A 24,458-nucleotide genomic window follows, 5' to 3' on the forward strand; every position below is an offset into this window, starting at 1 on the left:
TGACATGGCAAACGCATCAGAAAACATGATTGTCGGACTCGACATTGGCACCTCCAAGGTGGTGGCCATCGTCGGTCAGTCATCCGCCGATGGCACCATGGAAATTGTCGGCATTGGCTCCCAGCCGTCCCGGGGGATGAAGAAGGGCGTGGTAGTGGATATCGAAGCCACTGTGCGCTCCATCCAGCGGGCAGTGGAAGAGGCCGAGCTGATGGCCGGTTGCCACATTCATACGGTGTATGCGGGCATCGCCGGTTCCCATGTGCGTAGCCTCAATTCCCACGGCATCGTCGCCATTCGCGACCGGGAAGTGGCCCAGGCGGATATCGACCGGGTGATCGACGCGGCCCAGGCAGTGGCGATCCCGGCAGATCAGAAAACCCTGCACGTGCTGCCCCAGGAATATGTGGTGGACAACCAGGAGGGTGTGCGTGAGCCCATCGGCATGAGCGGTGTGCGTCTGGAAGCCAAGGTGCATCTGGTGACCTGTGCCGTGAACGCCGCCCAGAACATCGAAAAATGTGTGCGCCGCTGCAACCTGGAGGTCGATGACATCATCCTTGAGCAGTTAGCGAGTGCTCACGCCGTGTTGACCGAGGACGAGCGCGAACTGGGTGTCTGCATCGTCGATATCGGTGGCGGTACCACGGATATCGCCATTTTCACCGAAGGCGCCATTCGTCACACCGCCAACATCCCCATTGCCGGGGACCAGGTGACCAACGATATCGCCATGGCTCTGCGGACCCCCAAGCAGCACGCAGACGAGATCAAGATCAAGTACGCCTGCGCGCTGACCCAGCTGGCCGGCGCGGACGAAACCATCAAGGTTCCCAGCGTGGGCGACCGGCCGCCACGTACCCTCAGCCGCCAGAATCTGGCCGAGGTGGTGGAGCCGCGTTACGACGAGCTGTTCACCCTGATCCAGGCCGAGCTTCGTCGCTCCGGCTTCGAGGACCTGATCCCCGGTGGCATCGTGCTCACCGGTGGCTCCTCCAAGATCGAGGGCGCGGTGGATCTGGCCGAAGAAATCTTTCACATGCCGGTGCGTCTGGGGTCCCCGCAGGGTATCTCCGGGCTCATTGATGTGGTCAAGAACCCGATCTATTCCACGGCGGTGGGCCTGCTGTTGTATGGCCAGCGCATGGAAAAGGACGGCACCAGTGCCCGCGCCCTTGCCGGTGGCGGGGAAGTGAACTGGGTAGAGCGTTTCAAAAACTGGTTCAAGGGCAACTTCTAGTTTCCTGAGCCGGTTAACAGTTTTTGCGGAAGCGGCAGTTCCGGGCCGCAGCAACATCACCGGGACAATTCGACGTTAAATGACGTTCAAAGTAGTAACAGGGAAGCAATAACGGGAGATCAACCATGCAATTCAAACTGGAAGACAGCGTACCGCATGGCGCGGTCATTAAAGTGGTAGGTGTCGGTGGTGGCGGCGGTAACGCCGTGGATCACATGGTGCGTTCCGGTGTGGAAGGGGTGGATTTTATCTGCGCCAACACCGACGCCCAGGCACTGCGAAATGCCTCCTCCAAAACCGTGATTCAGCTGGGCAGCCAGGTGACCAAGGGGTTGGGTGCAGGCGCAAACCCGGAAATCGGTCGTCAATCCGCTCAGGAAGACCGTGACCGCATCGCCGAGCTGCTGGACGGCGCTGATATGGTGTTCGTTACCGCCGGTATGGGCGGCGGCACCGGCACCGGCGCCGCCCCTGTGGTGGCTGAAATCGCCAAGGAACTGGGTATCCTGACCGTGGCGGTGGTGACCAAGCCGTTCCCCTTCGAGGGCAAGAAGCGCATGCGCTCCGCCCAGGAAGGTATCGAGGAGCTGAAGGAGCACGTTCACTCCCTGATCACTATCCCCAACGAGAAGCTGCAAGCGGTTCTCGGTGGTTCCACCAGCCTGCTGGACGCCTTCAAGGCGGCCAACGAAGTGCTGCAGGGTGCCGTAAAAGGGATTGCCGACCTGATCGTTCGCCCGGGCATGATCAACGTGGATTTCGCTGACGTGCGCACGGTGATGAGTGAAATGGGTACGGCCATGATGGGTACCGGTACTGCCAGCGGTGAAAACCGGGCGGCAGAGGCGGCCCAGGCAGCCATTTCCAGCCCGCTGCTGGAGGATGTGGACCTGCGCGGCGCCCGCGGTATCCTGATCAACATCACCGCCAACGAGTCCATCGCTCTGGACGAGTTCTCCGAAGTGGGTGACATCGTCAGCGAACTGGCCAGCGATGACGCCAACGTGATCATCGGCACCGCCATCGACCCGGACATGGGCGACAGCATCAGCGTCACCGTTGTTGCTACCGGCCTGGGCGCCGCCGCCCAGCAGGAACTAAAAGTGGTACGTGGTCGTCAGACCCCCGTCACCGCGGATGGTCGGGTGGACTACAGCGACCTGGATCGCCCGGCAGTGGAGCGCAAACGCGCGGCCCAGCAGGCGGCCAGCGGCCGTGGTCAGCAGGCGGTGAGCACCGCGGAAGATCTGGATTTCATTGATATCCCGACCTTCCTTCGTCGCCAGGCCGACTAACGGTCTGGCGCCAAGGGTGCAAAATCAGGGCATTGCAGTATAATTACGCCCTAATTTTGTGTTGAGGAAAGCGGTATCCTGCAGGATACCCGCAGCTGTGTGACAGACTGATGATCAGACAACGAACGCTGAAAAACGTGATCCGCGCCACCGGCGTGGGACTTCACACCGGCGAAAAGGTCTACATGACCGTACGCCCGGCACCGGTGGATACCGGTATCGTGTTCCGGCGTGTGGACCTGGATCCGGTGGTGGAGATCAAGGCGTCTGCCGATGCCGTCCGCGAGACCACTTTGTCGTCGACCCTGGTTCAGGATGGCGTGAAGGTGGGCACGGTGGAGCATTTCCTGTCTGCCATGGCAGGGCTGGGCATCGATAACGCCTTCGTGGAGCTGTCCGCGCCGGAAATGCCGATCATGGACGGCAGTGCCGGTCCTTTTGTGTTCCTGCTGCAGTCTGCTGGCATCAAGGAGCAGGAAGCGGCCAAGAAGTTCATCCGCATCAAGAAAGAAGTCACGGTGCGTGAGGGCGACAAGTCAGCGACTTTCGTTCCCTTTGATGGCTTCAAGGTGACCTTCTCCATCGAATTCGACCACCCGGTGTTTGAAGAGCGTAACCAGGTGTCCAGCATCGACTTCTCCACGACCTCGTTTGTGAAGGAAGTGGCGCGGGCGCGGACGTTCGGCTTCATGCGCGATATCGAGTTCCTGCGCAGCCAGAATCTGGCGCTGGGCGGCAGTGTCGATAACGCCATCGTGGTGGATGAGTATCGCATCCTCAACGAGGACGGGCTGCGTTACGAGGACGAATTCGTCAAGCACAAGATGCTGGATGCCATCGGCGACCTGTATCTGCTGGGTCACAGCCTGATCGGCGAGTTCATCGGTCACAAATCCGGCCATGCCCTCAACAATGCCCTGCTGCGCGAGATTCTCCGTCAGGAGGATTCCTACGAGGTGGTGACCTTCGAAGATGCCACCGATGCGCCAGTGTCGTACATGCGACCCGTGCTCGCGGCGGCCGAGTAATACCCGGCTGCACGCTGTAAACGTCGAAACCCTGTTGCCACCCGGCGGTTCTCCCGCCGCCGGGTGGTTTTTCGTTTCAGGGAAGACAAGATTTTTTTGTAGGAGCCATGCTCGCATGGAGAACCTCGCGCAGCGAGGAAATCGCCCGCAGGGCGATCAGGAATATCCGGGCTCGACAGGTCTCACTGGATAGATCGGGAGCAACCCGCACCGCCTTGTCCTCGCTGAGCCATGCGAGCATGGGTTATTCGCTGTGCCCACCCCTACGGGGCCGCCCTGTGGGCGTTACTTCGCTACGCTACGTTCCTACATACGCGAATTATTCTGATTCACCGCGGCTGGCCAGCCGCTGCAAGGATGCCTTGAGGCCTTTGTCCTCAATGGTGTCAGCCAGATCGGCAATTTGTCTGGCGCTTTCTCTGGCCAATCTGGGCTTGTCCTGTTGGTTGACACGGACGTTGCTTTTCTGCATCTGGCGTTTGCCGCCCACCACGATCTTGATCTGCTGGCCGGGCAGGGCCTGCTGCAGTTTGGGCAGATGAAAACGCAATAGCTGCGCAGTGGCGCTGGTTTCGGCAATGGCCAGCCAGCGCATGCTGTCTTCCACCAGGGTGACCCGCTCGCGCAGTGCCGGCGGCAGGCAGTCAAGCGGGTCGGGGGCTGCTGCGGTGTCCGGCTCCTGGCGAGCGGTCTTTTTGGCCTCCCTGGTTAGACCAGAGAGAGTAGGATGACCACTTAGCAGTGCGAGCAGGGCTTTGGGCGAAGTTGTCTTGCTCATAGGTTTTACTTAGACTAGCCTGCAAATTGTAAAAAACAATCAAGAAAACCAGTGCAACTATTTGAATTTCTTAATTTTTGGCCGGTGCGTTACACGAATTTATGAATATCTTAGTCATTAACAGCAAGCGTGGCCATTCGCGCACACTTCCGGTTCCGCGACACTGGCCCTGGTTACTGGCTGCCGTGCTGGTGGTTGTGCCGGTGCTGATGGGTGTTGGCGGCTACCTACTGGTGTCGCAACTCAGCGATCAGCCCGAGTATACGCCGGTAATGACCGAACGTTTCTCCACCCATCTGGAAGAGCAGCAAAAAGCCCTGGAATCCCTGGATCGACTCAGCCAGGAGCAGTTCCGGGCACTGACCCTGAAATTGGCCCAGGCCCAGGCTCGTCTGGTTCGGCTGGATGCGCTGGGTGAGCGGCTGGTGGAAGTGGCCGATATTGACGGCGAAGAGTTTGATTTCAGCACTGTCCCTGGCTTGGGTGGACCGGAAGGCTCGGAGGAGGGTGCCAGCTACGAATTGCCTTCCTTTATGGAAGCGGTGAACCAGATGGCGCAAACTCTGGAACGCCGCGAGCGTCAGCTGGAGATTCTGGAAAACCTGCTGGCCGGCAAGCAGATCCAAGACCAAACCTACCTGTCCGGCCGGCCGTTGGCCAAGGGTTGGATGTCCAGCCGCTTCGGGCGTCGTTCTGATCCGTTCACCGGCCGTGTGGCCTGGCATAAAGGGGTGGATTTTGCCGGCAAGGAAGGCACACCGATTATTGCCACCGGCGCCGGTGTCGTGACCTATTCCGGTGACCGCTCCGGCTATGGCCTGATGGTGGAAATCAACCACGGCAATGGTATTGCCACCCGCTATGGGCATGCCCTGGAATTACTGGTGGAGCCGGGTGAGATTGTTCGCACCGGGGACGTTATCGGCAAAGTAGGCAATTCCGGTCGCTCCACCGGCCCGCACATTCATTATGAAGTGCTTAAAAATGGCGCTCAGGTGAACCCTCAGCCCTATATTTACCGCGCCCGACGTTGAATAACAGGCGAAAAACGGCCCCTACAAGGGGCCGTTTTTGGTTAAGCACCCTTGATAACCGGGAATACCACCTTATCTCTTGATCTTATTGTGTTTAGAATGGCTCACCTTGCGGCCAGCACTTTGCCGCCAACGGGCTATTTGTCCTGACTTTTTACCGAACCGGAAGTTGTATGCTGGGTACCATCGTAAAAAAAATCATCGGCACCAAGAATGATCGTGAGCTGAAACGCATGGCCAAGTTGGTCGAAACGATCAACAGCCACGGGGAAGCGCTGGCACAGCTCAGCGAAGCGGACCTGCAGCTCAAGACCCGTGAATTCCGTCAGGCGTTCCAGGACGGCAAGACCCTGGATGAATTGCTGCCGGAAGCCTTTGCGGTGGTGCGCGAAGCCTCCACCCGGGTGATGGGTATGCGTCATTTCGACGTGCAGATGATGGGCGGTATCGCTCTGCATGAGGGTCGTATTTCCGAAATGCGCACCGGTGAGGGTAAAACCCTGACCGCGACCCTGGCGGCGTATCTGAATGCGCTGTCCGGCGAAGGCGTGCACGTGGTCACAGTGAATGACTATCTGGCCGAGCGGGACGCTAACTGGATGCGGCCCCTTTACGAATTTCTGGGCCTCAGTGTTGGTGTGATTCTTTCCCAGCAGCCCACCGATGAGAAGCGGGCGGCCTACGCGTCTGATATTACCTACGGTACCAACAACGAGTACGGGTTCGACTACCTGCGCGACAACATGGCCTTTCGCCTGGAAGACCGGGTTCAGCGTGGTCTTAACTACGCGATTGTGGATGAGGTGGATTCCATCCTCATCGACGAATCCCGCACTCCGCTTATCATTTCCGGGCCGTCAGCCGATTCCTCCGAGCTGTATGCGGCCGTCAATAAACTGATGCCAAGACTCACTGCCGAGACGGAAGAGCAGGAAGGCGATTTCTTTGTTGATGAAAAGCAGCGTCAGGTCGAGTTGACGGAAACCGGACATCAGAAGATTGAGGCGCTGCTGGTCAGTAATAGCCTGCTGGAGCAGGGCGAAAGCCTTTACGCAGCTCATAACCTGGCGCTGCTTCATCATGTTCATGCGGCGCTGAAGGCCCACGCTTTATTCCATGTGGACCGGGACTATATTGTTCAGAACAACCAGATCGTCATCGTTGACGAGCACACCGGCCGTACCATGCCCGGACGTCGCTGGTCCGAGGGCATTCACCAGGCGATCGAAGCCAAAGAAGGGGTGAATATCCAGCAGGAAAACCAGACCCTGGCATCTACCACCTTCCAGAACTATTTCCGTCTCTACAACAAGCTGGCGGGTATGACCGGTACAGCTGATACCGAGGCCCTGGAATTCCGTCAGATTTATGGCATGGACGTGGTGGTGGTGCCGACCAATCGGCCCATGGTTCGTGTGGATGCCAATGATCTGGTGTATCTGACACTGGAAGAAAAATTCGACGCCATCGCCAAGGAAATCAGCGAAGCGGTGGCCAAGGGCGCCCCGGTGCTGGTGGGTACCGCGACCATTGAATCGTCCGAGTATCTGTCCCAGCGTCTGAAAAAAGACAAGATTGCTCACGAAGTATTGAACGCCAAGTTCCACCAGCGTGAAGCACAGATTATTGCCCAGGCGGGTCGTCCCGGTGCGGTAACGATCGCCACCAACATGGCGGGTCGCGGTACCGATATCGTGCTGGGGGGCAACCCGGAAGAGCAGATCAAGCACATGGATACCCCCTCGGACAAGGAAGCGGAAAAAATTCGCTCCGAGTGGCAGGGTAACCATGACACCGTGATGGAAGCTGGCGGCCTGCATATCATCGGCACAGAGCGTCACGAGTCTCGCCGTATCGATAACCAGCTCCGCGGTCGTGCCGGTCGTCAGGGTGATCCGGGCTACACCCGCTTCTTCCTGTCAATGGAAGATGACCTGATGCGGATTTTCGCCTCGGACCGCATTCGCAACATGATGCGCTCCCTGGGGCTGGAGAACGGCGAGGCCATTGAGCACCGCTGGGTGACCCGTGCCATCGAGAATGCCCAGCGCAAGGTAGAAGGGCGTAACTTCGATATCCGCAAGAACCTGCTGGAATACGATGACGTGGCCAATGACCAGCGTCGCGTGATCTACACCCAGCGCGACCAGATTCTGGAAACCGACGACCTGCGCACCTCCGTGCAGGGCATTCGTTATGATGTGGTGACCGAGCTGGTGCACAGTTACCTGCCGCCGGGCTCCGTGGAAGACCAGTGGGATGTGCCGGGCCTGGAGAAAACCCTGGAGGCAGAATTCCAGTGCAATGCACCGGTGGGCCAGTGGCTCAACGAAGACAACCAGATGCACATCGACGGTGTCATCGAGAAGCTGGTAGAAGCCCTGGAGCAGGACTATCTGCGCAAGGAAGGGGAGATCGGCGTCGAAGACCTGCGCAAGATCGAGAAACACCTGATGCTGCAGATCCTCGACCGTCACTGGAAAGAGCACCTGGCCAGCATGGACCACCTGCGCCAGGGTATTCATCTGCGCGGCTATGCGCAGAAAAACCCCAAGCAGGAATACAAGAAAGAGTCTTTTGAGTTGTTCCAGGGGCTGCTCAACCAGATCCAGCATGAGCTGATTCGAGTGCTGCACAGCTTCCAGGTTCGACGTGACGACGAAGTGGAGCGCCTCGAGAAGCAGCGCCAGGAAGAAGCCCTTCGCCAGGCAGAAAAGATGAAGATGCAGGCGGCTCCGGAACCGGGCACTGATGGTACGGCCGGCGAGAACAATCAGGCTGATGGTACCAAGACCGTGGTTCGCGAAGGTCGAAAGGTGGGTCGTAATGAACCTTGCCCCTGTGGCTCGGGCAAGAAATACAAGCAGTGCCACGGCAAGATTGAATAACAGCAGCCTCAAGCTACAAGCTGCAAGGAAAACCAGAGCACCGGCAACGCCGGTGCTTTCTTTGTTTGGGCTTGTGGCTTGAAGCTTGTCGCTGAACGCTAAAGGATTGGTTATGACACAGACAGAATGGTTGCCCGTCCCCGGTATCCGTCTTGCCGCTGTTGAAGCTGGCATCAAGAAGGCCAACCGCAAGGATCTGGTGGTGCTGGAGCTGAGCGAAGATTCCCGTGTCAGCGGAATTTTCACCTTGAACCGTTTTTGCGCCGCGCCGGTGCAGGTGGCAAAAAGCCGTCTTGCCACAGGGGCACCCAGATACCTGATGATCAATACCGGCTATGCCAACGCGGGCACCGGCAAGAAGGGCATGGAAAACTGTCTGGCCAGCTGTCGCCTGTTGGCCGATGCGGCTGGTTGCGCCGAGGATCAGATCCTGCCGTATTCCACCGGGGTAATCGGTGAGCAGTTCCCGTTGCCGGCGTTTGCGACGGGCTTGCCCAAGGCATTGGCGGAACTGGATGAGCATCACTGGGGCCGTGCGTCAGAAGGCATCATGACCACCGATACCTACCCCAAGCTTACCAGCCGGCGGGTGGAGATTGACGGCGTGCCGATTACCGTCACCGGCATGGCCAAGGGCTCGGGCATGATCAAGCCGAACATGGCCACCATGCTGGGCTTTATCGCCACCGATGCGCCTATCGCCAAACCCCTGCTGGATCAGTGGGTGAAGGCCCTGGCGGACAAGTCCTTCAACCGGGTCACAGTGGACGGCGACACCTCCACCAACGATGCCTGCATGCTGATCAGCACCGCTGCGGCGGAGATGCCGGAGATTCAGGCGCTGGATGACCATAGCCAGGTACTGTATCAGGCTCTGGAAAGCGTGTTCGTCGAGCTGGCTCAGGCTCTGGTGCGCGATGGTGAAGGCGCCACCAAATTTGTGTCGATTACCGTGGCCGGGGCGGCCAGTGAATCCGACGCCCGTATTGTGGCGGAAACCATTGCCCATTCCCCCCTGGTGAAGACTGCGCTGTTTGCTTCCGACCCCAACTGGGGCCGTATTCTGGCTGCCATCGGCAGAGCCCCCATTGCGTCCCTGGACGTGGACAAGGTCAATGTCTGGCTGGATGACCTGTTGTTGGTGGAGCAGGGCGGTGTGGCGGATAGCTACGAAGAGGCGAAAGGTGCAGCGGTGATGGCCCAGCCGGAAATCAGCATCAGTGCGGATCTGGCCAGCGGCGATGCCGAGTGCACCGTCTGGACCTGTGATTTCAGCTACGACTACGTGAAGATCAACGCGGAATATCGCACATAATCTGAACGCCCGACGCCCGACGCCCGACGTAAAAAACCGCTGTAGGAGCTATGCTTGCATGGCGAACATACTTGCGACAGCTCATTCGCTGTTGCGCCTGCGGGCATGGCTCTCCCGACGCTCCTGAAGGAACGTTTTTATGACCGTAGCTACCCCCGCCATCACCGTCGTTGCCGCCATCATCCGCGGCAACGACGGCCGCATCTGCCTGAGCCGACGCCCGGACCACAAGCATCAAGGGGGCCGCTGGGAGTTTCCTGGCGGCAAAGTGGAGCCGGGTGAGCCCCTGTCGGCGGCCCTGGCCAGGGAGCTGGAGGAGGAGCTGGGCATGCAGGCGGCCATTTCCTCTCCGTTCATGACTATCGCCCACCAGTACCAGGATCTGCATGTCACCCTGCATTTTCGCGATGTCACCGCCTGGCAGGGCGAGCCTTCGGGTTGTGAAGGGCAGCAGGTGAACTGGTTTGAGATTCCGGAATTGCCGGCGCTGGAGTTTCCGGCGGCGAACCGGCCGGTGGTCACCGCGATCACGCTTCCCGATTATCTTGCCATCGCGCCGGATAATCTGGATCTGGAAGCCCTCAAAGCGGGTATCGGCCGTCTGGATGCTGCCCGTATTGGGCTGTATCTGCGCCAGTGGAGCGAGCATGCTGCACTGCCTGAGATTCTGGCCCTGTGCCGGGAAAAAGGCGTCAAGGTATGGTTGCGGGCCTCATCGGCAGCATGGGCGGAACAGTTGTCCTTACAGGGAGTCTTTGCGCTGCATATGCCGGGCTCGGTATTGATGGATTGTCAGGGGCGACCAGATTTTGCGGGGCTGGTTTCAGCGGCTTGTCACAGCCGTGAGGCCCTGGAAAAGGCGGCAGACCTGGGGCTGGATATGGCGCTGGTCTCCCCGGTAGAGGTCACTGCCAGTCATCCGGATCGTCCCCCCTGGGGTGGCAACAGGCGGGGGAATGGATTACCGGGTTGCCGCTGGCCTGTTATGGGCTAGGTGGTGTCTCGCCAGCGGATCTGGAAACCGCCCGCCAGTATGGCGCCATCGGCGTGGCAGGCATTCGCGCATTCTGGCCGGGCTCTGCCCCTGTACCTGTGTAGGGTGCCACTGAGTCTAAGGCGAACTCACCATCCAGCCACCGAATCGGTGCAGTTCGCCTTAGGCTCAGTGGCACCCTACGGTAGGTGTTGGTACCGCTAGCACTCGGGTGTTGTGCCCCTGTTAGAGAAAGAGGCACGGGGTTTATTCTCGCTGATGCACGAGCAGCCCAATCCGCAGCTTATCCCGTCAGACGATCAAAACTCTTCAAAATCCCCGGGGGCATTGTCATCACCGGGAATCGCATGGCGTTCCGCCGCCCAATCGCCCAGATCAATCAACTTGCAGCGCTCGGAGCAGAAAGGCCGCCAGGGATTGTTGGTCCAGCGAGTGAGGGATTTACACTGGGGGCAGGGATAGGTTTGGGTGGTGTTATTGGTATCAGACATGTTCAGAGTACGTTAGCCATTTCCAGATAGCGTTGATGCAGGCTCGCCAGTTGCTCGTGAAGTACCTGCAGCGAGCCGTGATTCTCAACCACATCGTCGGCCTGGTCCAGGCGTTTGGTTCTCTCCATCTGAACCTTGATGATAGCGGCAACCTGCTCTTCGGGAACATGGTCCCGTTCCATTGCCCGTTTTACCTGCAATTCTGCCGGCGCATCGATGACCAGAATACGGTCCACCAGCGCTTTCTGGCTGGTTTCCAGCAGCAGTGGCGATACCAGAACGGTATAGGTGGACTCACTGGCAGCAATTTGCCGTTTCAGCTCCTCGCCGATGGCGGGGTGAGTAATGCCTTCAAGCACCTTGAGGGCGTCCGCATCCGCAAACACGATCTCGCGCAAAGCGCGGCGGTCCAGGGCGCCATCCGCAGTGAGTACATGCTCACCAAAATGGTCGGCGATATGCTGGAGCGCAGGCTGGCCCGGTTCCACCACTACCCGGGACGCCAGATCTGCGTCCACAATAGTGATGCCCTGCTGGGCGAGGAAATCCGTGGCAGCGGTCTTTCCGCTGCCAATACCACCAGTCAGGCCGACTACGAACATGGGGGGCTCCTGGGCAGAATTGAACCCGTTGGAGCCTTGCTCGCAAGGCGAAAGCGTTCAAGTAATGCAGAGCCTTCGCTTTGCAAGCAAAGCTTCAACGAGACTTTTAGGGCATGTGTTCAGCGTGGATTAACTGATCTTAAACATCCCGAGATACGAGCTGACGATGGTATCGCCCCATAGCAATGCAATCCAGCCAGCGGCCGCTAGATAGGGGCCGAAAGGGATCTGGGTGCGCTTTTCGCCACCGAAGAGAGTGGCGATCAGGGTGAACACCAGGCCCACCACGGAAGACAGCAGAATAATCAGCGGCAGATACTGCCAACCCGTCCAGGCGCCCAGAGCAGCGAGAAGCTTGAAGTCACCATAGCCCATGCCTTCCTTGCCGGTGAGCAGCTTGAACAGCCAGTACACGCTCCACAGGGACAGGTAACCGGCCATGGCACCCACCACCGCATCCGGCAGAGATACCGGTGAAACGCCAAGCAGCGCCGCCAGCAGGCCGGCCCACAGTAGAGGGTAAGTCATGCTGTCCGGCAGCAGGGTGGTATCCGCATCAATCATGGCTGCCGCCAGCAGGGTCCAGGTGGCAAACAGGGTAAAGGCTAGCCAGGGTCCATAACCGAAGTGCCAGGCGCACAGGCCGGCAAGAACGCCACTTGTCAGCTCAATGACCGGGTAGCGTTTACTGATCGGCGTTGCGCAACCCTTGCATTTACCTTTCAGTGCCAGCCAGCTCACCACCGGGATGTTTTCATACCAGGCAATGCCGTGGTCGCACTTCGGGCAGCGGGAGCGTGGTGTCACCAGATTGAATATCTCGCCATCATCCTTTGCGGGTAACTCCAGAATTTCGCGGGCTTCCTGCTGCCAGCTACGTTCCATCATCACCGGTAAGCGGTAGATGACGACGTTGAGAAAGCTGCCGATCAGCAGCCCCAGAAAAACACAGAGCCCAACCAGCAGGGTTGGGCTCGCGGAAAGAACATCGAAAAGATTGTCTATCATTAATTAGCCTACAACTTGACCCAATTGGAAAATCGGCAGGTACATGGCGATGATCAAGCCGCCGATAAGAACGCCAAGTACCGACATAATGAGAGGCTCCATCATGCTGGTGAGGCCATCCACGGCATTGTCGACTTCATCCTCATAATAGATGGCGACTTTTTCCAGCATGGCATCCAGTGCCCCGGATTCTTCGCCGATAGCGGTCATTTGTAGAGCCATGGCGGGGAAGACACCTGTTGCTCGCATTGCAAATTGCAATTGCTGACCAGTTGAAACGTCTTCTTTCACTTTGTAAACGGCTTTGCGATACACCACGTTACCCGTCGCCCCGGCACAAGCATCAAGGGCCTCGATTAAGGGGACGCCAGCGGCGAAGGTGGTTGAGAGTGTTCGTGCGTACCTTGCGATGGTCGATTTAAAAGCCAGGTCACCGACAATGGGTAGTTTTAATACCAGCCTGTCCAGGGCGTCCCGGAAGGGTTCTGATTTTTTCTTGAGCGTGGAAAATCCAATTACAAATGCGACTATACAGGCGAGAATAAGCAGAAAGTTTTTTTGAAGTCCATCTGACAGATTGATAACAAAGACGGTAAAAGCCGGGAGTTCAGCACCGAAACCGGCGAAAAGATCCTGAAATACCGGGACTACTTTCAGCAAAAGAATTGCAGTTACAATGGCAGCCGCAACAACAACCGTTGCCGGGTACTTCATGGCTTTCTTGATTTTTTGTTTGAGGAGTTCGCTTTTTTCTTTATAAAGCGCGACTCGATCGAGCATTGTTTCAAGCGCGCCTGATTGCTCGCCGGCCTCAATCAAGCTGCAGTACAAATCGTCGAATTGATCTGGATGCTTTGACAGGGCCGTTGCAAAATTACTGCCTGATTCAACTTCTGTTTTCAGGCTCAGCACCAGTTGTCTCATGGTGGGGTGTTCCAGGCCGTCAGCAACGATTTCAAATGCTTGAACAAGAGGGACGCCCGCTTTCATCATGGTTGCCATCTGACGAGTAAAAATGGCGATATCCATGGGTTTGATTTTTTTCTTTCCACCAAAGCTAACTTCGCGTTTCTTGATGACTTTTTTGGCGTTAATGCCTTGTTTGCGAAGTTCTGCACGAACCAGAGCTGGACCTTTGCCAGAAGCCTCGCCTTTTACTTTCTTTCCTTGCCTGTCAACACCTTCATAAACGAAAGTGGCGTTTTTTTGTTCTGCTGATTTTGTTGCCATAATTAATGTCCGCTTGTTACACGGTTAACTTCTTCCAGGCTGGTCACGCCGTGCATGACTTTTACGAGGCCGGAGCGATGTAAGTCATTGAATCCTTCTTTGCGACACTGATCTGCAATTTGGATGGAGTTCCCTTCTTCCATAATAATCCGGGCAATACCGTCAGTGATTTTGACGACTTCATAAATCCCTACCCGACCTTTATAGCCGTTAGTGCATTTGTCGCACCCTTGTGGGCCATAAACAGTAAACCCGGTACCAATATCTTCTTCCGTGAAGCCCATCTCAAGTAGGGACTGTTGCGGTACGTCCACTACGTTTTTGCAGTGCTCGCAAAGTCGGCGTGCTAATCGCTGGGCAATAATCAGGACTACCGAGGTGGCAATATTGAAGGAGGGTACGCCCATGTTGCGTAGGCGAGTCAATGTTTCTGGTGCGCTGTTGGTGTGCAAGGTAGAAAGCACCATATGACCCGTCTGTGCCGCCTTCACGGCAATGTTGGCGGTTTCCAGATCCCGGATTTCACCAACCAGAATGACATCCGGATCTTGCCGAAGAAAGGCTCGCAGGGCCGCCGAAAAGTCCATGCCCTGTTTGGGGTTAACATTAACCTGATTGATGCCTTCCAGGTTGATTTCTACCGGGTCTTCAGCAGTAGAAATGTTGCGCTCAGGGGTGTTGAGGATATTGACGCCAGTATAGAGGGAGACCGTTTTCCCGGAACCGGTGGGGCCAGTCACCAGAATCATGCCCTGAGGCTTGTGAAGAGCATCCAGATACATCTGTTTTTGATCTTCATCATAGCCCAGCGCCTCAATACCCATTTTTGCAGATTCCGGGTCCAGAATCCGTAACACGATTTTTTCCCCGAACAACGTGGGGCAGGTGTTTACCCGGAAATCGATGGCACGGGTTTTGGAAATTTTCAGCTTGATCCGGCCATCCTGCGGGACCCGGCGTTCAGAAATGTCCAGTCGTGACATCACCTTAAGGCGAGCTGACAATTTGCTGGCAATGTTGATCGGTGGCTTGGAGACGGTTTTCAGAATGCCGTCCTGACGGAACCGCACCCGGTATGTCTTTTCATAAGGTTCAAAGTGTAAATCCGAGGCCCCCCCTTTAATCGCATCCAGCAGCAGCTTGTTCACGAAGCGTACAATGGGGGCGTCATCGGTGCCGGACTGGGTTTCGTCCTTTTTCTCTTCGGCAGGTCCAACATCAAGATCACCCATATCATCATCCAGATCATCAAAAGCGCTGCCTTCGGCTTCTGATTCCAGGTGATCAATCCAGTGAGTGAGCTTGTCCTCCTCAACGATGATGGTTTCTACATTGAGGCCGGTGTTGAAACGGATTTCTTCAAGTGCGGGCAAATTGGTCGGGTCTGACACTGCCACAAAAAGCCGGCTACCCCTGCGAAACAGGGGCAGCACATGGTGCTTGGTGATCAGTTTTGGATCGACTAGATCCTTGATCAGGCTGTCACGCTGAAAGGCGCTCAGATCCAGGATGGGGTCGCCAAACTCTTCGGCCACTGCATTTGCGACAACTCGCGCCGAGAGCTTGCCGGAGCTTACCAGCTGGTGAACGAGACTCACCCGCTCCTGGCGAGCCTGTTGTTGCGCTTGCTGTGCGTCTTCGGCGGTCAGCAATTCCTGCTTGATGAGCCTTTGCGGTAAACCGCTGAAGGAAAGGGTCTGGCTAGTCATGGCAACCTGCTTGTTTATGCTTAGTATGGTCGGTATGCCCAACACTTTCTTCGTAACATACCGGTTGTCACCGGCACAGGGAAGAGTGGATGTCGCAAAATCAGTACCTTGTCGGACCTTTCTAAAGGTATTCCCAGCTTTACGGTAGGGTTCCCTACCTCTAGCGTCGAGGGGCAGAGTTGCCCTGAGAGGCTGTTATTTATTCCCTTGTCTTGGTTAAAGTCGGATCCAGCCTCTATTGCCCACCCTATCATGGCCCTCTATGAAGCTGGGGACTCGTTTCAAGGAATGAAGGGAGGGGCGAGGTAAGTGATGGTGGCGGTCATCCGGGTGACGTTTTTTGTCGTTATTTTGCTGGCGAGTGACAAATAGTGTCGGTTATGACTGCTGACGGTAATTCCAGGAGAAACTCAATAGTCATCTCTGCAGTTGTGCGCAGTGCGATTCGGCGTTGAATTCACAGGTTTCTAATGATTTTTCCTAATAAGCAAAAAGTTGGCCCGCTCTATGCATTAGATCAACGCAGAGGCTCGCCAAGAGTGAGCTCAACAATAAGGCTTGCAAATTTTACGTTGGAGAGACGACATGAAGAAGCAAATTCAGCAGGGTTTCACCCTTATCGAACTGATGATCGTGGTTGCCATTATCGGCATTCTGGCCGCGGTCGCTATCCCGGCTTACCAGGATTATGTGGAGCAGAGCCGTATTGATTCCTGCCTGGCAGAGCTGAAAGGCCAAACTAACAACTGGCTGATCGAGTACTCTCAGGATCCGGCAGCTTTGTCTGCTCCTGTCGCTGGTGCTTGCGCCAGTGTTAACGCCGGTGCTGCTCCTGCCGGTGCTCCTGCAGCTGGTGCTAACTGGACGCAGGCAACGGCCAAAGATTCAGCTAGCACTGTTGTGACCTGTGATGGCTCTGGTACTTGCTCCAAGCCGTAACAATAAGCAGGCATTAGCCTGACTTATTTACAAAGGCCCGGTGGTTAATACCCCCGGGCCTTTGTGCTTTTTAGTGACTTCAATTAAATGGCAAGACGCTAGTTCTACCGTTTTCCCTTTTGCACTGATCCAGGGTTTTGGCAGCTGAAACCGATTACTGGGAGTAACTATCTGAATCTGTGCGGTTAGAGGCGCCATCCCATACTTGGTGTTTTATTCGTTTGAAACTTTGATAATCTACTAAATTCAAAGTGACCTTTATTGTTGGTTTCTGCCAAAAAGTATTGTGATTTCCTGTCTTTATTAGGCCTTTGTCTGCAGCCCCGCCCCGTTTTCCGAAGGATTTCTCATTTAAAAAATCTGGTCTGGTTTATGCATTGTTTTGATCAGGGGAAAGTCACGGGATCACAATAATGAGGGAGGGGCTGTGAATTATCAAAAGGGGTTTACATTGATTGAGCTGATGATCGTGGTGGCGATCATTGGCATCCTGGCGGCGGTCGCCATTCCGGCGTACAACGATTACATAAGACAGTCGGCGGATAATGCCTGCCTTGCTGAGGCAGCGGCCCATGTTCGAGTGGGGGTGACCCATGTCACCGTGACGGGGACCAGCTTTCCGGCAAATGCGGCGCCGAGTCGCTGCACTGCGTTGCCGTTAATCAGTTACCCCATTTCTGCCGGCGACACGCTCACTCTTACGCCGGTAGCACCCGGCACAGGAACGGTAACCTGTGATCTGGCGGGCGGTTTCTGTCGCCTCTGACAAAAGCCACCGGGCAAAATGCTTTTGCCGTTTGAATCTTGTCTGCAGTATATCTGGAGTCCCGCAAACAATCCGGTTTCCATTCGCTGGAACTGGCACTCAGCATCGTTACGTTATATTCCCGCGGCAGTGACAATGGCCATCATTGTAATCGCAGGGATAAATCGATTGCTTGTACATGCTTGGTCAGTGCCCCCGAGGACAGAAACCATTCGCGTCCTTTGGGCAGAGTCTTGGCATTGTTTACAGTTAAGTTGCCGGAGACTTCCAGTGCGCATTCGGTGGCGAGTGAGGCGGCCTCTGTCAGCATCTGGGAATTGAAATTATCCAGCATAATCTGATCCGGTCTCATTGCTGCGGCTTCTTTCAACTCCGCCAGTGTTTCCACTTCCACAATAATCTTCTTCTCCGGTGCCAGAGCCCGCGCGCGTTGAATGGCTGCAGTAATCCCTCCGCAGGCGGCTACATGGTTTTCCTTGATCAGAAACGCATCGTACAGCCCGATCCGGTGGTTTTGACAGCCTCCACACAGAACAGCGTATTTCTGGCCAGCGCGAACTCCAGGGAGTGTTTTGCGCGTATCCAGAATCGTCACGGTGGTTCCTTGCACAGCATCAGCATACTGGCGCGCTGTGGTGGCAGTGCCCATAAGGGTCTGCAGGAAGTTCAACGCGGTGCGTTCGCCAGTGAGAATTTGCCGGGTATTGCCGCGAAGTGTGCACAGGGTTGTCTCTGCGGGCAGTCGCTGACCGTCATGAACATGCCACTCAATCTGTACATCGCCCAGTTGCCGAAACACTTCCTCAGCCCAGGGAGTGCCGCACATGACCGCCTCTTCGCGAGTGATGATGGTGGCCGTGCTTTCGCTATCGGCATCAATGAGCTGTGCCGTGATGTCACCGTTGCGTATATCTTCTTCCAGGGCGAAGCTTACGTTGCGTTGAATATCGTCGCGCACGTAGTCGGGGAGGGCTGTGGTCATGCTGAGGTGAGTCCTACAGGTGTGTTAACGCTGTAGGAGCTTGCTTGCAAGCAAGCTCCTACCAATATTCATTCCGGGTGGCGGCCGTCAAAGAACTCTCGACTCAACCGCACCACCACGGGTGACAATAATAGCAGAGCTATCAGGTTGGGTATCGCCATCAGGATATTCATGATGTCGGCCAGCGCCCAGACCAGGTTCAGGCTGACAACGGCGCCAAACGGTACGGCCAGTACCCAGATCACGCGGAAGGGGAGGACGGCCCGGTCGCCAAACAGGAATTGGGTGCATCGTTCGCTGTACAGGCTCCAGCCCAGCAGGGTGGTGAAGGCAAAAATCGCCAGGCCGCCGGCCACAATCACATTGCCGAAGTCACCGAAAGTAGATGAGAAGGCCAGGGCGGACAGGGGGGCACCTTCGGCGCCGCTGGTCCAGGCACCGGAGGCGATAATGGCCAGACCGGTGATGGAGCAGACGATAATGGTGTCGATAAAGGTGCCCAGCATGGCGATGGAGCCCTGTCTGGCCGGGTGATCGGTATTGGCGGACGCATGGGCGATGGGTGCGCTGCCCAGTCCGGCCTCGTTTGAGAATATGCCCCGGGCAATGCCGAAACGGATTGCTTCCTTGACCAGGGCGCCGGCAAAACCGCCAGCCGCCGCGGTGCCGGTGAAAGCACTTTCGAAGCATAGGGCCAGGGCGGCGGGCAGGGCGTCAGCATGGTCTACCAGCACCACCAAACCGGCCAGCAGGTAGGCCAGCGCCATAAAGGGGACGATATAAGTCGCCACGGTGGCAATTCGCTTCATGCCGCCCAGCACCACCAGGCCCACGAGGACGGCCAGGGTGACCCCTGTTACCCATGCAGGAAGCCCGAAGCTGTCCTGCAGGCCGTGAGCGACAGAGTTGGCCTGGACGCTATTGCCAATGCCGAAGCCGGCCAACATGCCGAAGATGGCAAAAGCGATGGCCAGCCAGCGCCAATTTGGGCCGAGACCGTTCTGGATGTAGTACATGGGGCCGCCCACATACTGGCCAGCCGCATCTTTTTGCCGATATTGCACGGCCAGCACGGCTTCCGCGTATTTGGTAGCCATACCCACCAATGCGATCAGCCACATCCATACCAGCGCACCCGGCCCCCCGGAGTGGATCGCGGTGGCTACCCCAACGATGTTACCGGTGCCGATAGTGGCAGATAGCGACGTGGCCAGAGCGGCGCCAGCACCGATGGTGCCAACCCCCACCTGCGGGCCGAACATCTGCTTGAAGCCGAATCCCAACTGGCGCAGCGGCAGGAACCGCAGGATCAGGGTTAGATAGATACCGGTGCCAGCAATCAGGATCAGTGCCGGCCATCCCCATAAAAAACCACTGATCTGTTTAAGAATGGTAACCGCTTGCTCCATGGCTCTCGTCCATTGCCCCAAAAGGCCTTAGGCTATGGGAATTTAGCGGGCAGGGAAAGCTGGCGACGTGTTTGTAGTTGCTTACACACAAAGTCTCACATGCCAACTAGTTCAAAATTCGTAGACCGGCGGTGTGGTAGCTTAGTAAAGTATTAAAACTACAGTCCCACTATCATAACGGGTGAAACGTAACTCCCGGGGGTGTCATGGCCAAGGTTACCCAGCTCAAACCGGTCGCCGGCAAAGCAGCCGCTAATAGTCTGCCCAGACCGATCGAAAAAGTGCGTGACCGCTATCTGTCACTGGCGTCTTCCTATCTGGAAGATATGCTCGATGGCGCTGACGACACCCTCTACGACCTGGCAGAGAAGGAAACCGATAGCGAGCGCGAGCGTTACTTTGATGCCATGCGCCAGCTTCGCGTGCAGCGTGCCGGGTTGGTTGCCAGCCTGAAGCAGGCCATGCAGCACAAGTTTGCCACGCTCGGTCACTCTGACGAACAGGCCGCGTCGCTTGAAAATGCCAAGTTTGACCTGGACTCCCTGACCCTGGTGAATGAAGAAGATCTGGAAACGTCGGTGGCGTTGGACAACATGGCCCGTCGTGCCCGCAATGGCTGTGTCGATCAGTTGAAGGTGCTGTGCCACCGTCTGGAATACCTGTTTGAAAGCAAGGCAGAAATCACTGAACGGAATAACCCGCTGGAACCCCGTGAGCTGGTAGACGCCTTCAACGAGGGCCTGGAAAAGCTCTCTCTGGACATCAAGGCTCGCCTGATCATCCTCAAGCTGTTTGAGCGTGAAGTGATGGCGGAAACCGGTTACATGGTGTCTGAAGCCAACAAGGTGCTGGTGGACGCCGGTGTCTTGCCGGACATGAAATCTGCCCCCATTGCCCCTGCCCGCAAGCCGGGTAATCGTTCGTTGGCATCCAGCCAGACGTCCTCCTCTGGTTCAGGTACGGGCAATAACGATCAGATGTTCGGGTTGTTGCAGGAATTGCTGGTCACCATGCGCGGTATGCAGGGTGGGGCGGCGCCAGCAGGTGGCGCCGCCCTGGGTGGTGGTGATATTAATGCTGCCATGGCAGTCATGCAGAACGGTGTGCCTTATCTCAATGGCGCCCCGGTGGCCAACGCGGCTTCCGTCCACCAAGTCAGCTCTGATGACCTGATGGGCGTGCTCAATCGTTTGCAGCGTGTGGAACGCAGCCTCAGCGAAACAGATGGTGAAAAGGCCAACCTGAAGGAAGACCTGTCAGAATTGCTCGACAGTGAGCATGGCGAAGCCATTCATGCGCTGGATCAGGCCGATGACGATGTGATCAACCTGGTGTCGCTGCTGTTTGATTTCATTCTGGATGACGAGGGCCTGCCCTCCGAGATCAAGGCGCTGATAGGGCGCCTGCAGATCCCCTTGCTGAAAGTAGCAATCACCGACAAGACCTTCTTCAGTAACGACAACCACGAAGCTCGACTACTGCTGAACATGCTCGCCCGGGCCGGCAATCAGTGGGACCCGCAACAGGGCATCCAGGACGATCTGTACCAGCGTATCAACCACGCGGTACATCGCATCATTGATGACTTTGAAGACGATGCCAGTTTGTTCGCCACCCTGCTGGATGAGTTTCAGCGCTTTTTCGACAGCCAGAGCTCACGCTCCGAGCGTGTTGAGCAACGGGTGCGTGAAGCGGAGGAAGGCAAGGCTCGTGCCGAGTTGGCCCGTCAGGAAGTGGTGGCGGTGCTCGACAAGCGCATGGCCGGCCGTCAACTGCCGGATGTGGTGGTGCGGTTACTGCGCCAGGGTTGGCAGCAGGTGCTTTACCTGACCTGGTTGCGCGAAGGCGCCGATAGCGCTGCCTGGCAACAGCAGGTCAAGGTGGTTGATGGGGTGGTCTGGAGTGTCCTGCCGCACCGCGATCAGGCGGCTCTGGAAAAGCTCAAGGCGCTCAGCCCCAAACTCCTGAAGACTCTGCATAGCGGGCTTGGCCAGATCAGTTACGATGAGGCAGAAGCCAAGCAGTTACTGATCAAGTTCCAGGATGTGCACCAGCAATTGCTCAAAGGCCTGGAAACTGAGCGAGTGCCTGTGGAGCCGGAAATGCCGGTACCGCAACCGCAAGCCCAGGAAGAAGCCGTATTGCCGGAAAACCATTTCCTGGTGAAAAAAGCCGGTCAGCTTGCTCCGGGTCAGTGGATTGAGATCATGGACGGTGACGAGCCGCGTCGCGCAAAGCTGGCTGCCAATATCCGCGCAGGGGTGAAGATGGTGTTTACCAACCGGCGCGGGATCAAGGTGGAAGAGTTCTCTGCTTACACTCTGGCCGTTGCCCTGCATGAGGGGACTGTTAAACTCATTGAAGAGGGAGCCCTGTTCGACCGGGCTCTGGAAGCGGTTATTGGCGACCTGCGCCGCATGCAGGCCAACGCACAGCACTAGTCGTTGGTTTGTCCGCGCGGGCATAGAACCTGTTCATGATCCTATACGCAGCCGCGTTGCCGCTAAAAATGGTGCCAGGCAAGGCGCGGACCGCAGGGCCTGACGGGTCAAGTTCAAGGTCCGCAACACAGCATGGCGCCATTTTTAGCGGTAACCCGAAGGGCCGGGCCCCTTTTTCCGCCAGCCCGCGATTGCTCTTATTGATGTAGAATGATTACACGACACAATCGCAATCACGACCTGGCGAAAAAATTGACTCCGGCGCGGTTGCGTATAGATCATGAACAGGTTCTAAGGAGCTTGCGCGGGTGCTCACTCTCAACGAACACCGGGTCGATCAGGCACAGTGGTGTCCATCCCCCAATTTCAATCCCCGCCCCGATCCCGATGATATTTCCCTGTTGGTGATTCATAACATCAGCCTGCCGCCGGAGCAGTTCGGCGGCGATTATATCCAGGCCCTGTTCCAGAACTGCCTGAACCCGGACGACCATCCCTATTTCCGCGAAATCCACCAGCTCACCGTGTCCTCGCATTTTCTCATTCGGCGTGACGGCAGCCTGTTGCAGTTTGTTCCCTGCGATCGGCGGGCCTGGCATGCCGGCGTTTCCTGCTTTGCCGGGCGGGAAAACTGTAATGATTTTTCCATCGGCATCGAGCTGGAAGGCGCAGATACTGTTCCCTATGAAGACGTGCAGTACGCGACCCTGACGGAACTCACAGCGCTACTGCAAGTGCCACTATCCGGCGATCGACGATACCCGCATCACCGGCCACGAACATATCGCCCCGGGCCGCAAGACCGACCCGGGCCCCGCTTTCGACTGGACGACCTATAGGGCTCGCCTGGCTGGATTTAAGAGCCTATCTTGAATCTATCCGCAGCCGCGTTGCCGCTAAAAATGGCCCCAGGCAAGGCATGAACCGTAGGGCCTGACGGGTCAAGTTCAAGGTTCATAACACAGCATGGGGCTATTTTTAGCGGTAACCCGAAGGGCCGGGCCCCTTTTGCCACCAGCCCGCGATTGCGCTTGCTTATGTAGAATGACTACACAGCACAATCGCAATCACGATCTGGCGACCCTATTTACAGGGTAAGAAAGGACTCCGGCGCGGCTGCGGATAGATTCTAAATAGGCTCTCAGGAGGAAATGGCATGAAGTTTCTGGTGCTGATACTGGTCCTCGGCCTGCGCCGTCTGGATACCAGCTGGCCATTATGGCTCACCAACCCGCAACGCCATCAGGGCTGGTTGCAGCAATGGGGCAACCGCCTGGGGCAGGGACAGCGAGTCTGGTGGCTGGCCGTGCTGTTGCCGGCACTATTGATTTACGCCCTGACTTGCTGGCTGGACGGCTTCTGGGGGCAGTTGTTAGTGCTGGTTCTGGGCATGGTATTGATCTTGTGGCTGGTTGGCGGACAAAGCGAGTTCCGTCATGTGGATGAATTACTGGTGCGCGGTCGAATGAACGACCCGGAAGGCTTTGCTGCCCTGGCCACGGATGAATTCGATGTGACCGGAACACCTGGTGATCCTGCCTACCAGAGTGCCCTGACGGAAAAGATTCTGGCGCGGGAGCAGCAGCTCTTTATCGCGATCTTCTGGCTGGTGGTGCTGGGTTTCGGAGCGGCGTTTCTGGTCGTACTCAATCGAGCCTGGGTAACCCGGGCTGGCGACGAGCAGGCCAATCACTGGCAAGCTCGCCTGGATGGCTGGCTAAGCTGGCCGGCCAACAGACTGCTGGTGCTGAGCATGGCGCTGGCCGGTGATTTCACCGCGGTTATGGAAAAAATGCGTGGCCATTGGTGGCGTCAGGAACACAGTGGCCAGCCGCTGCAGCAAGTGGCTAATGTGGCCCTGGAGGACTCCCAGGCTAGCGGTGACGGCTCCCTGTCCGCGGCCCTGGATCATCTGGAATCCCTGCAAGGGGCTGTTACTGCGCTGCGTTGCCATCTGGCTGATCCTGGCGGCGCTGTGGATTATTGTGATCTAAACAATAAGCCGGCTGGGGGCGTTGGAGCTTTGCTCGCAAAGCGAAGATCTCTGAGCCAGGCCTGGGAAAACGTCAACCCTTCGCTTTGCAAGCAAAGCTCCAACGGCATTCTTGAGTGTCGAACGTCTCGGGCTCGACGTTGGTCGGGTTTTTTCACTGGGCCGCCGGTGACATGTTGTGGATAGCGAACGTCCAGTCCTTCAGTGACAGGCCAGTGGTGATTATCGTCATTTGACCGGCCAGTCATTGCGGCTAGTATGGAAAGAGCTTGTACCGGAGGTCTGGAACCTCTCGCCCAACACCCTCGGGCGCTTA

Annotated in this window: 18 protein-coding genes and 2 pseudogenes; 12 read left to right on the forward strand and 8 right to left on the reverse strand. The window is 56.9% G+C overall.

Annotated elements, in window-relative coordinates; genetic code table 11:
* Window positions 1-4: 4 nt before the first annotated feature.
* The 3 genes from ftsA (at window position 5) to lpxC (ending at window position 3,563) form a co-directional block, all read left to right on the forward strand.
* Entirely contained in the window at window positions 5-1,240 is a 1,236-nt protein-coding gene (ftsA, locus tag ACMG4M_RS04905) for a cell division protein FtsA (RefSeq protein WP_035248224.1), read from the forward strand.
* A gap of 125 nt (window positions 1,241-1,365) precedes the next feature.
* Window positions 1,366-2,535 (forward strand): cell division protein FtsZ, encoded by a 1,170-nt coding sequence (gene ftsZ, locus ACMG4M_RS04910; protein ID WP_035248004.1) that lies wholly within the window; start codon window positions 1,366-1,368, stop codon window positions 2,533-2,535.
* A gap of 110 nt (window positions 2,536-2,645) precedes the next feature.
* The gene (gene lpxC, locus ACMG4M_RS04915; protein WP_035248002.1) at window positions 2,646-3,563 is read left to right on the forward strand and encodes a UDP-3-O-acyl-N-acetylglucosamine deacetylase; all 918 of its coding nucleotides are present in this window, start codon (window positions 2,646-2,648) and stop codon (window positions 3,561-3,563) included.
* Window positions 3,564-3,882: 319 nt separating this feature from the next.
* Here the strand turns inward: lpxC and ACMG4M_RS04920 are convergent, their stop codons facing one another.
* Entirely contained in the window at window positions 3,883-4,341 is a 459-nt protein-coding gene (locus ACMG4M_RS04920; RefSeq protein WP_414430798.1) for a hypothetical protein, read from the reverse strand.
* 101 nt (window positions 4,342-4,442) lie between these two features.
* On the opposite strand from ACMG4M_RS04920, the gene ACMG4M_RS04925 reads away from it, so the two are divergent.
* From ACMG4M_RS04925 to ACMG4M_RS04940, 4 genes are all read left to right on the forward strand, one after another.
* Window positions 4,443-5,375: a M23 family metallopeptidase gene (locus tag ACMG4M_RS04925; protein ID WP_035247997.1), complete on the forward strand. Its 933-nt coding sequence runs from the start codon at window positions 4,443-4,445 to the stop codon at window positions 5,373-5,375.
* A 173-nt stretch (window positions 5,376-5,548) separates the two neighbouring features.
* Complete coding sequence (gene secA, locus ACMG4M_RS04930; RefSeq protein WP_272963347.1) at window positions 5,549-8,263, forward strand: preprotein translocase subunit SecA; 2,715 nt, start codon at window positions 5,549-5,551, stop codon at window positions 8,261-8,263.
* Window positions 8,264-8,375: 112 nt separating this feature from the next.
* On the forward strand, window positions 8,376-9,578 hold the full coding sequence (argJ, locus tag ACMG4M_RS04935) for a bifunctional glutamate N-acetyltransferase/amino-acid acetyltransferase ArgJ (protein WP_035247993.1): 1,203 nt from the start codon (window positions 8,376-8,378) through the stop codon (window positions 9,576-9,578).
* Window positions 9,579-9,717: 139 nt separating this feature from the next.
* Window positions 9,718-10,572 carry a Nudix family hydrolase gene (locus ACMG4M_RS04940; RefSeq protein WP_414430799.1) on the forward strand — a complete coding sequence of 285 codons (855 nt, stop codon included), beginning with the start codon at window positions 9,718-9,720 and terminating at the stop codon, window positions 10,570-10,572.
* Between the two features lie 299 nt (window positions 10,573-10,871).
* Here ACMG4M_RS04940 and ACMG4M_RS04945 read toward each other — a convergent pair whose 3' ends face one another.
* The 5 genes from ACMG4M_RS04945 to pilB all read right to left on the reverse strand — a co-directional run bounded on the left by ACMG4M_RS04945 (window position 10,872) and on the right by pilB (window position 15,612).
* On the reverse strand, window positions 10,872-11,063 hold the full coding sequence (locus ACMG4M_RS04945; protein WP_035249304.1) for a DNA gyrase inhibitor YacG: 192 nt from the start codon (window positions 11,061-11,063) through the stop codon (window positions 10,872-10,874).
* Window positions 11,064-11,065: 2 nt separating this feature from the next.
* The gene (gene coaE / locus ACMG4M_RS04950; RefSeq protein ID WP_272963346.1) at window positions 11,066-11,665 is read right to left on the reverse strand and encodes a dephospho-CoA kinase; all 600 of its coding nucleotides are present in this window, start codon (window positions 11,663-11,665) and stop codon (window positions 11,066-11,068) included.
* A 129-nt stretch (window positions 11,666-11,794) separates the two neighbouring features.
* Window positions 11,795-12,673: a prepilin peptidase gene (locus ACMG4M_RS04955; RefSeq protein WP_035249306.1), complete on the reverse strand. Its 879-nt coding sequence runs from the start codon at window positions 12,671-12,673 to the stop codon at window positions 11,795-11,797.
* Window positions 12,674-12,676: 3 nt separating this feature from the next.
* Window positions 12,677-13,903: a type II secretion system F family protein gene (locus tag ACMG4M_RS04960; RefSeq protein WP_035249307.1), complete on the reverse strand. Its 1,227-nt coding sequence runs from the start codon at window positions 13,901-13,903 to the stop codon at window positions 12,677-12,679.
* A 2-nt stretch (window positions 13,904-13,905) separates the two neighbouring features.
* Entirely contained in the window at window positions 13,906-15,612 is a 1,707-nt protein-coding gene (pilB, locus tag ACMG4M_RS04965; protein ID WP_035249308.1) for a type IV-A pilus assembly ATPase PilB, read from the reverse strand.
* A gap of 585 nt (window positions 15,613-16,197) precedes the next feature.
* On the opposite strand from pilB, the gene ACMG4M_RS04970 reads away from it, so the two are divergent.
* Both ACMG4M_RS04970 and ACMG4M_RS04975 read left to right on the forward strand, forming a co-directional pair.
* A complete protein-coding gene (locus ACMG4M_RS04970) occupies window positions 16,198-16,551 on the forward strand; it encodes a prepilin-type N-terminal cleavage/methylation domain-containing protein (protein WP_272963345.1) in 354 nt (117 codons plus the stop codon).
* A gap of 463 nt (window positions 16,552-17,014) precedes the next feature.
* Window positions 17,015-17,078: pseudogene (locus ACMG4M_RS04975) on the forward strand (pilus assembly protein PilE); the annotation flags it as partial.
* Between the two features lie 381 nt (window positions 17,079-17,459).
* Here ACMG4M_RS04975 and nadC read toward each other — a convergent pair.
* Entirely contained in the window at window positions 17,460-18,299 is an 840-nt protein-coding gene (gene nadC / locus ACMG4M_RS04980; protein WP_272963344.1) for a carboxylating nicotinate-nucleotide diphosphorylase, read from the reverse strand.
* A gap of 68 nt (window positions 18,300-18,367) precedes the next feature.
* On the reverse strand, window positions 18,368-19,708 hold the full coding sequence (locus tag ACMG4M_RS04985; protein ID WP_414430800.1) for an alanine/glycine:cation symporter family protein: 1,341 nt from the start codon (window positions 19,706-19,708) through the stop codon (window positions 18,368-18,370).
* A gap of 206 nt (window positions 19,709-19,914) precedes the next feature.
* Between ACMG4M_RS04985 and ACMG4M_RS04990 the strand changes: the two genes are divergently transcribed.
* The 3 genes and pseudogenes from ACMG4M_RS04990 (at window position 19,915) to ACMG4M_RS05000 (ending at window position 24,328) form a co-directional block, all read left to right on the forward strand.
* Window positions 19,915-22,149 (forward strand): DUF1631 domain-containing protein, encoded by a 2,235-nt coding sequence (locus tag ACMG4M_RS04990; protein WP_414430801.1) that lies wholly within the window; start codon window positions 19,915-19,917, stop codon window positions 22,147-22,149.
* Window positions 22,150-22,457: 308 nt separating this feature from the next.
* Window positions 22,458-23,022: pseudogene (gene ampD / locus ACMG4M_RS04995) on the forward strand (1,6-anhydro-N-acetylmuramyl-L-alanine amidase AmpD).
* Window positions 23,023-23,305: 283 nt separating this feature from the next.
* On the forward strand, window positions 23,306-24,328 hold the full coding sequence (locus ACMG4M_RS05000) for a hypothetical protein (RefSeq protein WP_414430802.1): 1,023 nt from the start codon (window positions 23,306-23,308) through the stop codon (window positions 24,326-24,328).
* Window positions 24,329-24,458 lie beyond the last annotated feature (130 nt).

The organism is Alcanivorax sp. IL3, from assembly GCF_047495465.1.
Lineage (GTDB): Bacteria > Pseudomonadota > Gammaproteobacteria > Pseudomonadales > Alcanivoracaceae > Alcanivorax > Alcanivorax jadensis.

What these genes read in the sequence shown, in the direction of transcription:
- ftsA (WP_035248224.1), top strand. Translation starts at nt 5, where the DNA reads ATGGCAAACGCATCAGAAAACATGATTGTCGGACTCGACATTGGCACC.
- ftsZ (WP_035248004.1), top strand. Translation starts at nt 1,366, where the DNA reads ATGCAATTCAAACTGGAAGACAGCGTACCGCATGGCGCGGTCATTAAA.
- lpxC (WP_035248002.1), top strand. Translation starts at nt 2,646, where the DNA reads ATGATCAGACAACGAACGCTGAAAAACGTGATCCGCGCCACCGGCGTG.
- ACMG4M_RS04920 (WP_414430798.1), bottom strand. Translation starts at nt 4,341, where the DNA reads ATGAGCAAGACAACTTCGCCCAAAGCCCTGCTCGCACTGCTAAGTGGT.
- ACMG4M_RS04925 (WP_035247997.1), top strand. Translation starts at nt 4,443, where the DNA reads ATGAATATCTTAGTCATTAACAGCAAGCGTGGCCATTCGCGCACACTT.
- secA (WP_272963347.1), top strand. Translation starts at nt 5,549, where the DNA reads ATGCTGGGTACCATCGTAAAAAAAATCATCGGCACCAAGAATGATCGT.
- argJ (WP_035247993.1), top strand. Translation starts at nt 8,376, where the DNA reads ATGACACAGACAGAATGGTTGCCCGTCCCCGGTATCCGTCTTGCCGCT.
- ACMG4M_RS04940 (WP_414430799.1), top strand. Translation starts at nt 9,718, where the DNA reads ATGACCGTAGCTACCCCCGCCATCACCGTCGTTGCCGCCATCATCCGC.
- ACMG4M_RS04945 (WP_035249304.1), bottom strand. Translation starts at nt 11,063, where the DNA reads ATGTCTGATACCAATAACACCACCCAAACCTATCCCTGCCCCCAGTGT.
- coaE (WP_272963346.1), bottom strand. Translation starts at nt 11,665, where the DNA reads ATGTTCGTAGTCGGCCTGACTGGTGGTATTGGCAGCGGAAAGACCGCT.
- ACMG4M_RS04955 (WP_035249306.1), bottom strand. Translation starts at nt 12,673, where the DNA reads ATGATAGACAATCTTTTCGATGTTCTTTCCGCGAGCCCAACCCTGCTG.
- ACMG4M_RS04960 (WP_035249307.1), bottom strand. Translation starts at nt 13,903, where the DNA reads ATGGCAACAAAATCAGCAGAACAAAAAAACGCCACTTTCGTTTATGAA.
- pilB (WP_035249308.1), bottom strand. Translation starts at nt 15,612, where the DNA reads ATGACTAGCCAGACCCTTTCCTTCAGCGGTTTACCGCAAAGGCTCATC.
- ACMG4M_RS04970 (WP_272963345.1), top strand. Translation starts at nt 16,198, where the DNA reads ATGAAGAAGCAAATTCAGCAGGGTTTCACCCTTATCGAACTGATGATC.
- nadC (WP_272963344.1), bottom strand. Translation starts at nt 18,299, where the DNA reads ATGACCACAGCCCTCCCCGACTACGTGCGCGACGATATTCAACGCAAC.
- ACMG4M_RS04985 (WP_414430800.1), bottom strand. Translation starts at nt 19,708, where the DNA reads ATGGAGCAAGCGGTTACCATTCTTAAACAGATCAGTGGTTTTTTATGG.
- ACMG4M_RS04990 (WP_414430801.1), top strand. Translation starts at nt 19,915, where the DNA reads ATGGCCAAGGTTACCCAGCTCAAACCGGTCGCCGGCAAAGCAGCCGCT.
- ACMG4M_RS05000 (WP_414430802.1), top strand. Translation starts at nt 23,306, where the DNA reads ATGAAGTTTCTGGTGCTGATACTGGTCCTCGGCCTGCGCCGTCTGGAT.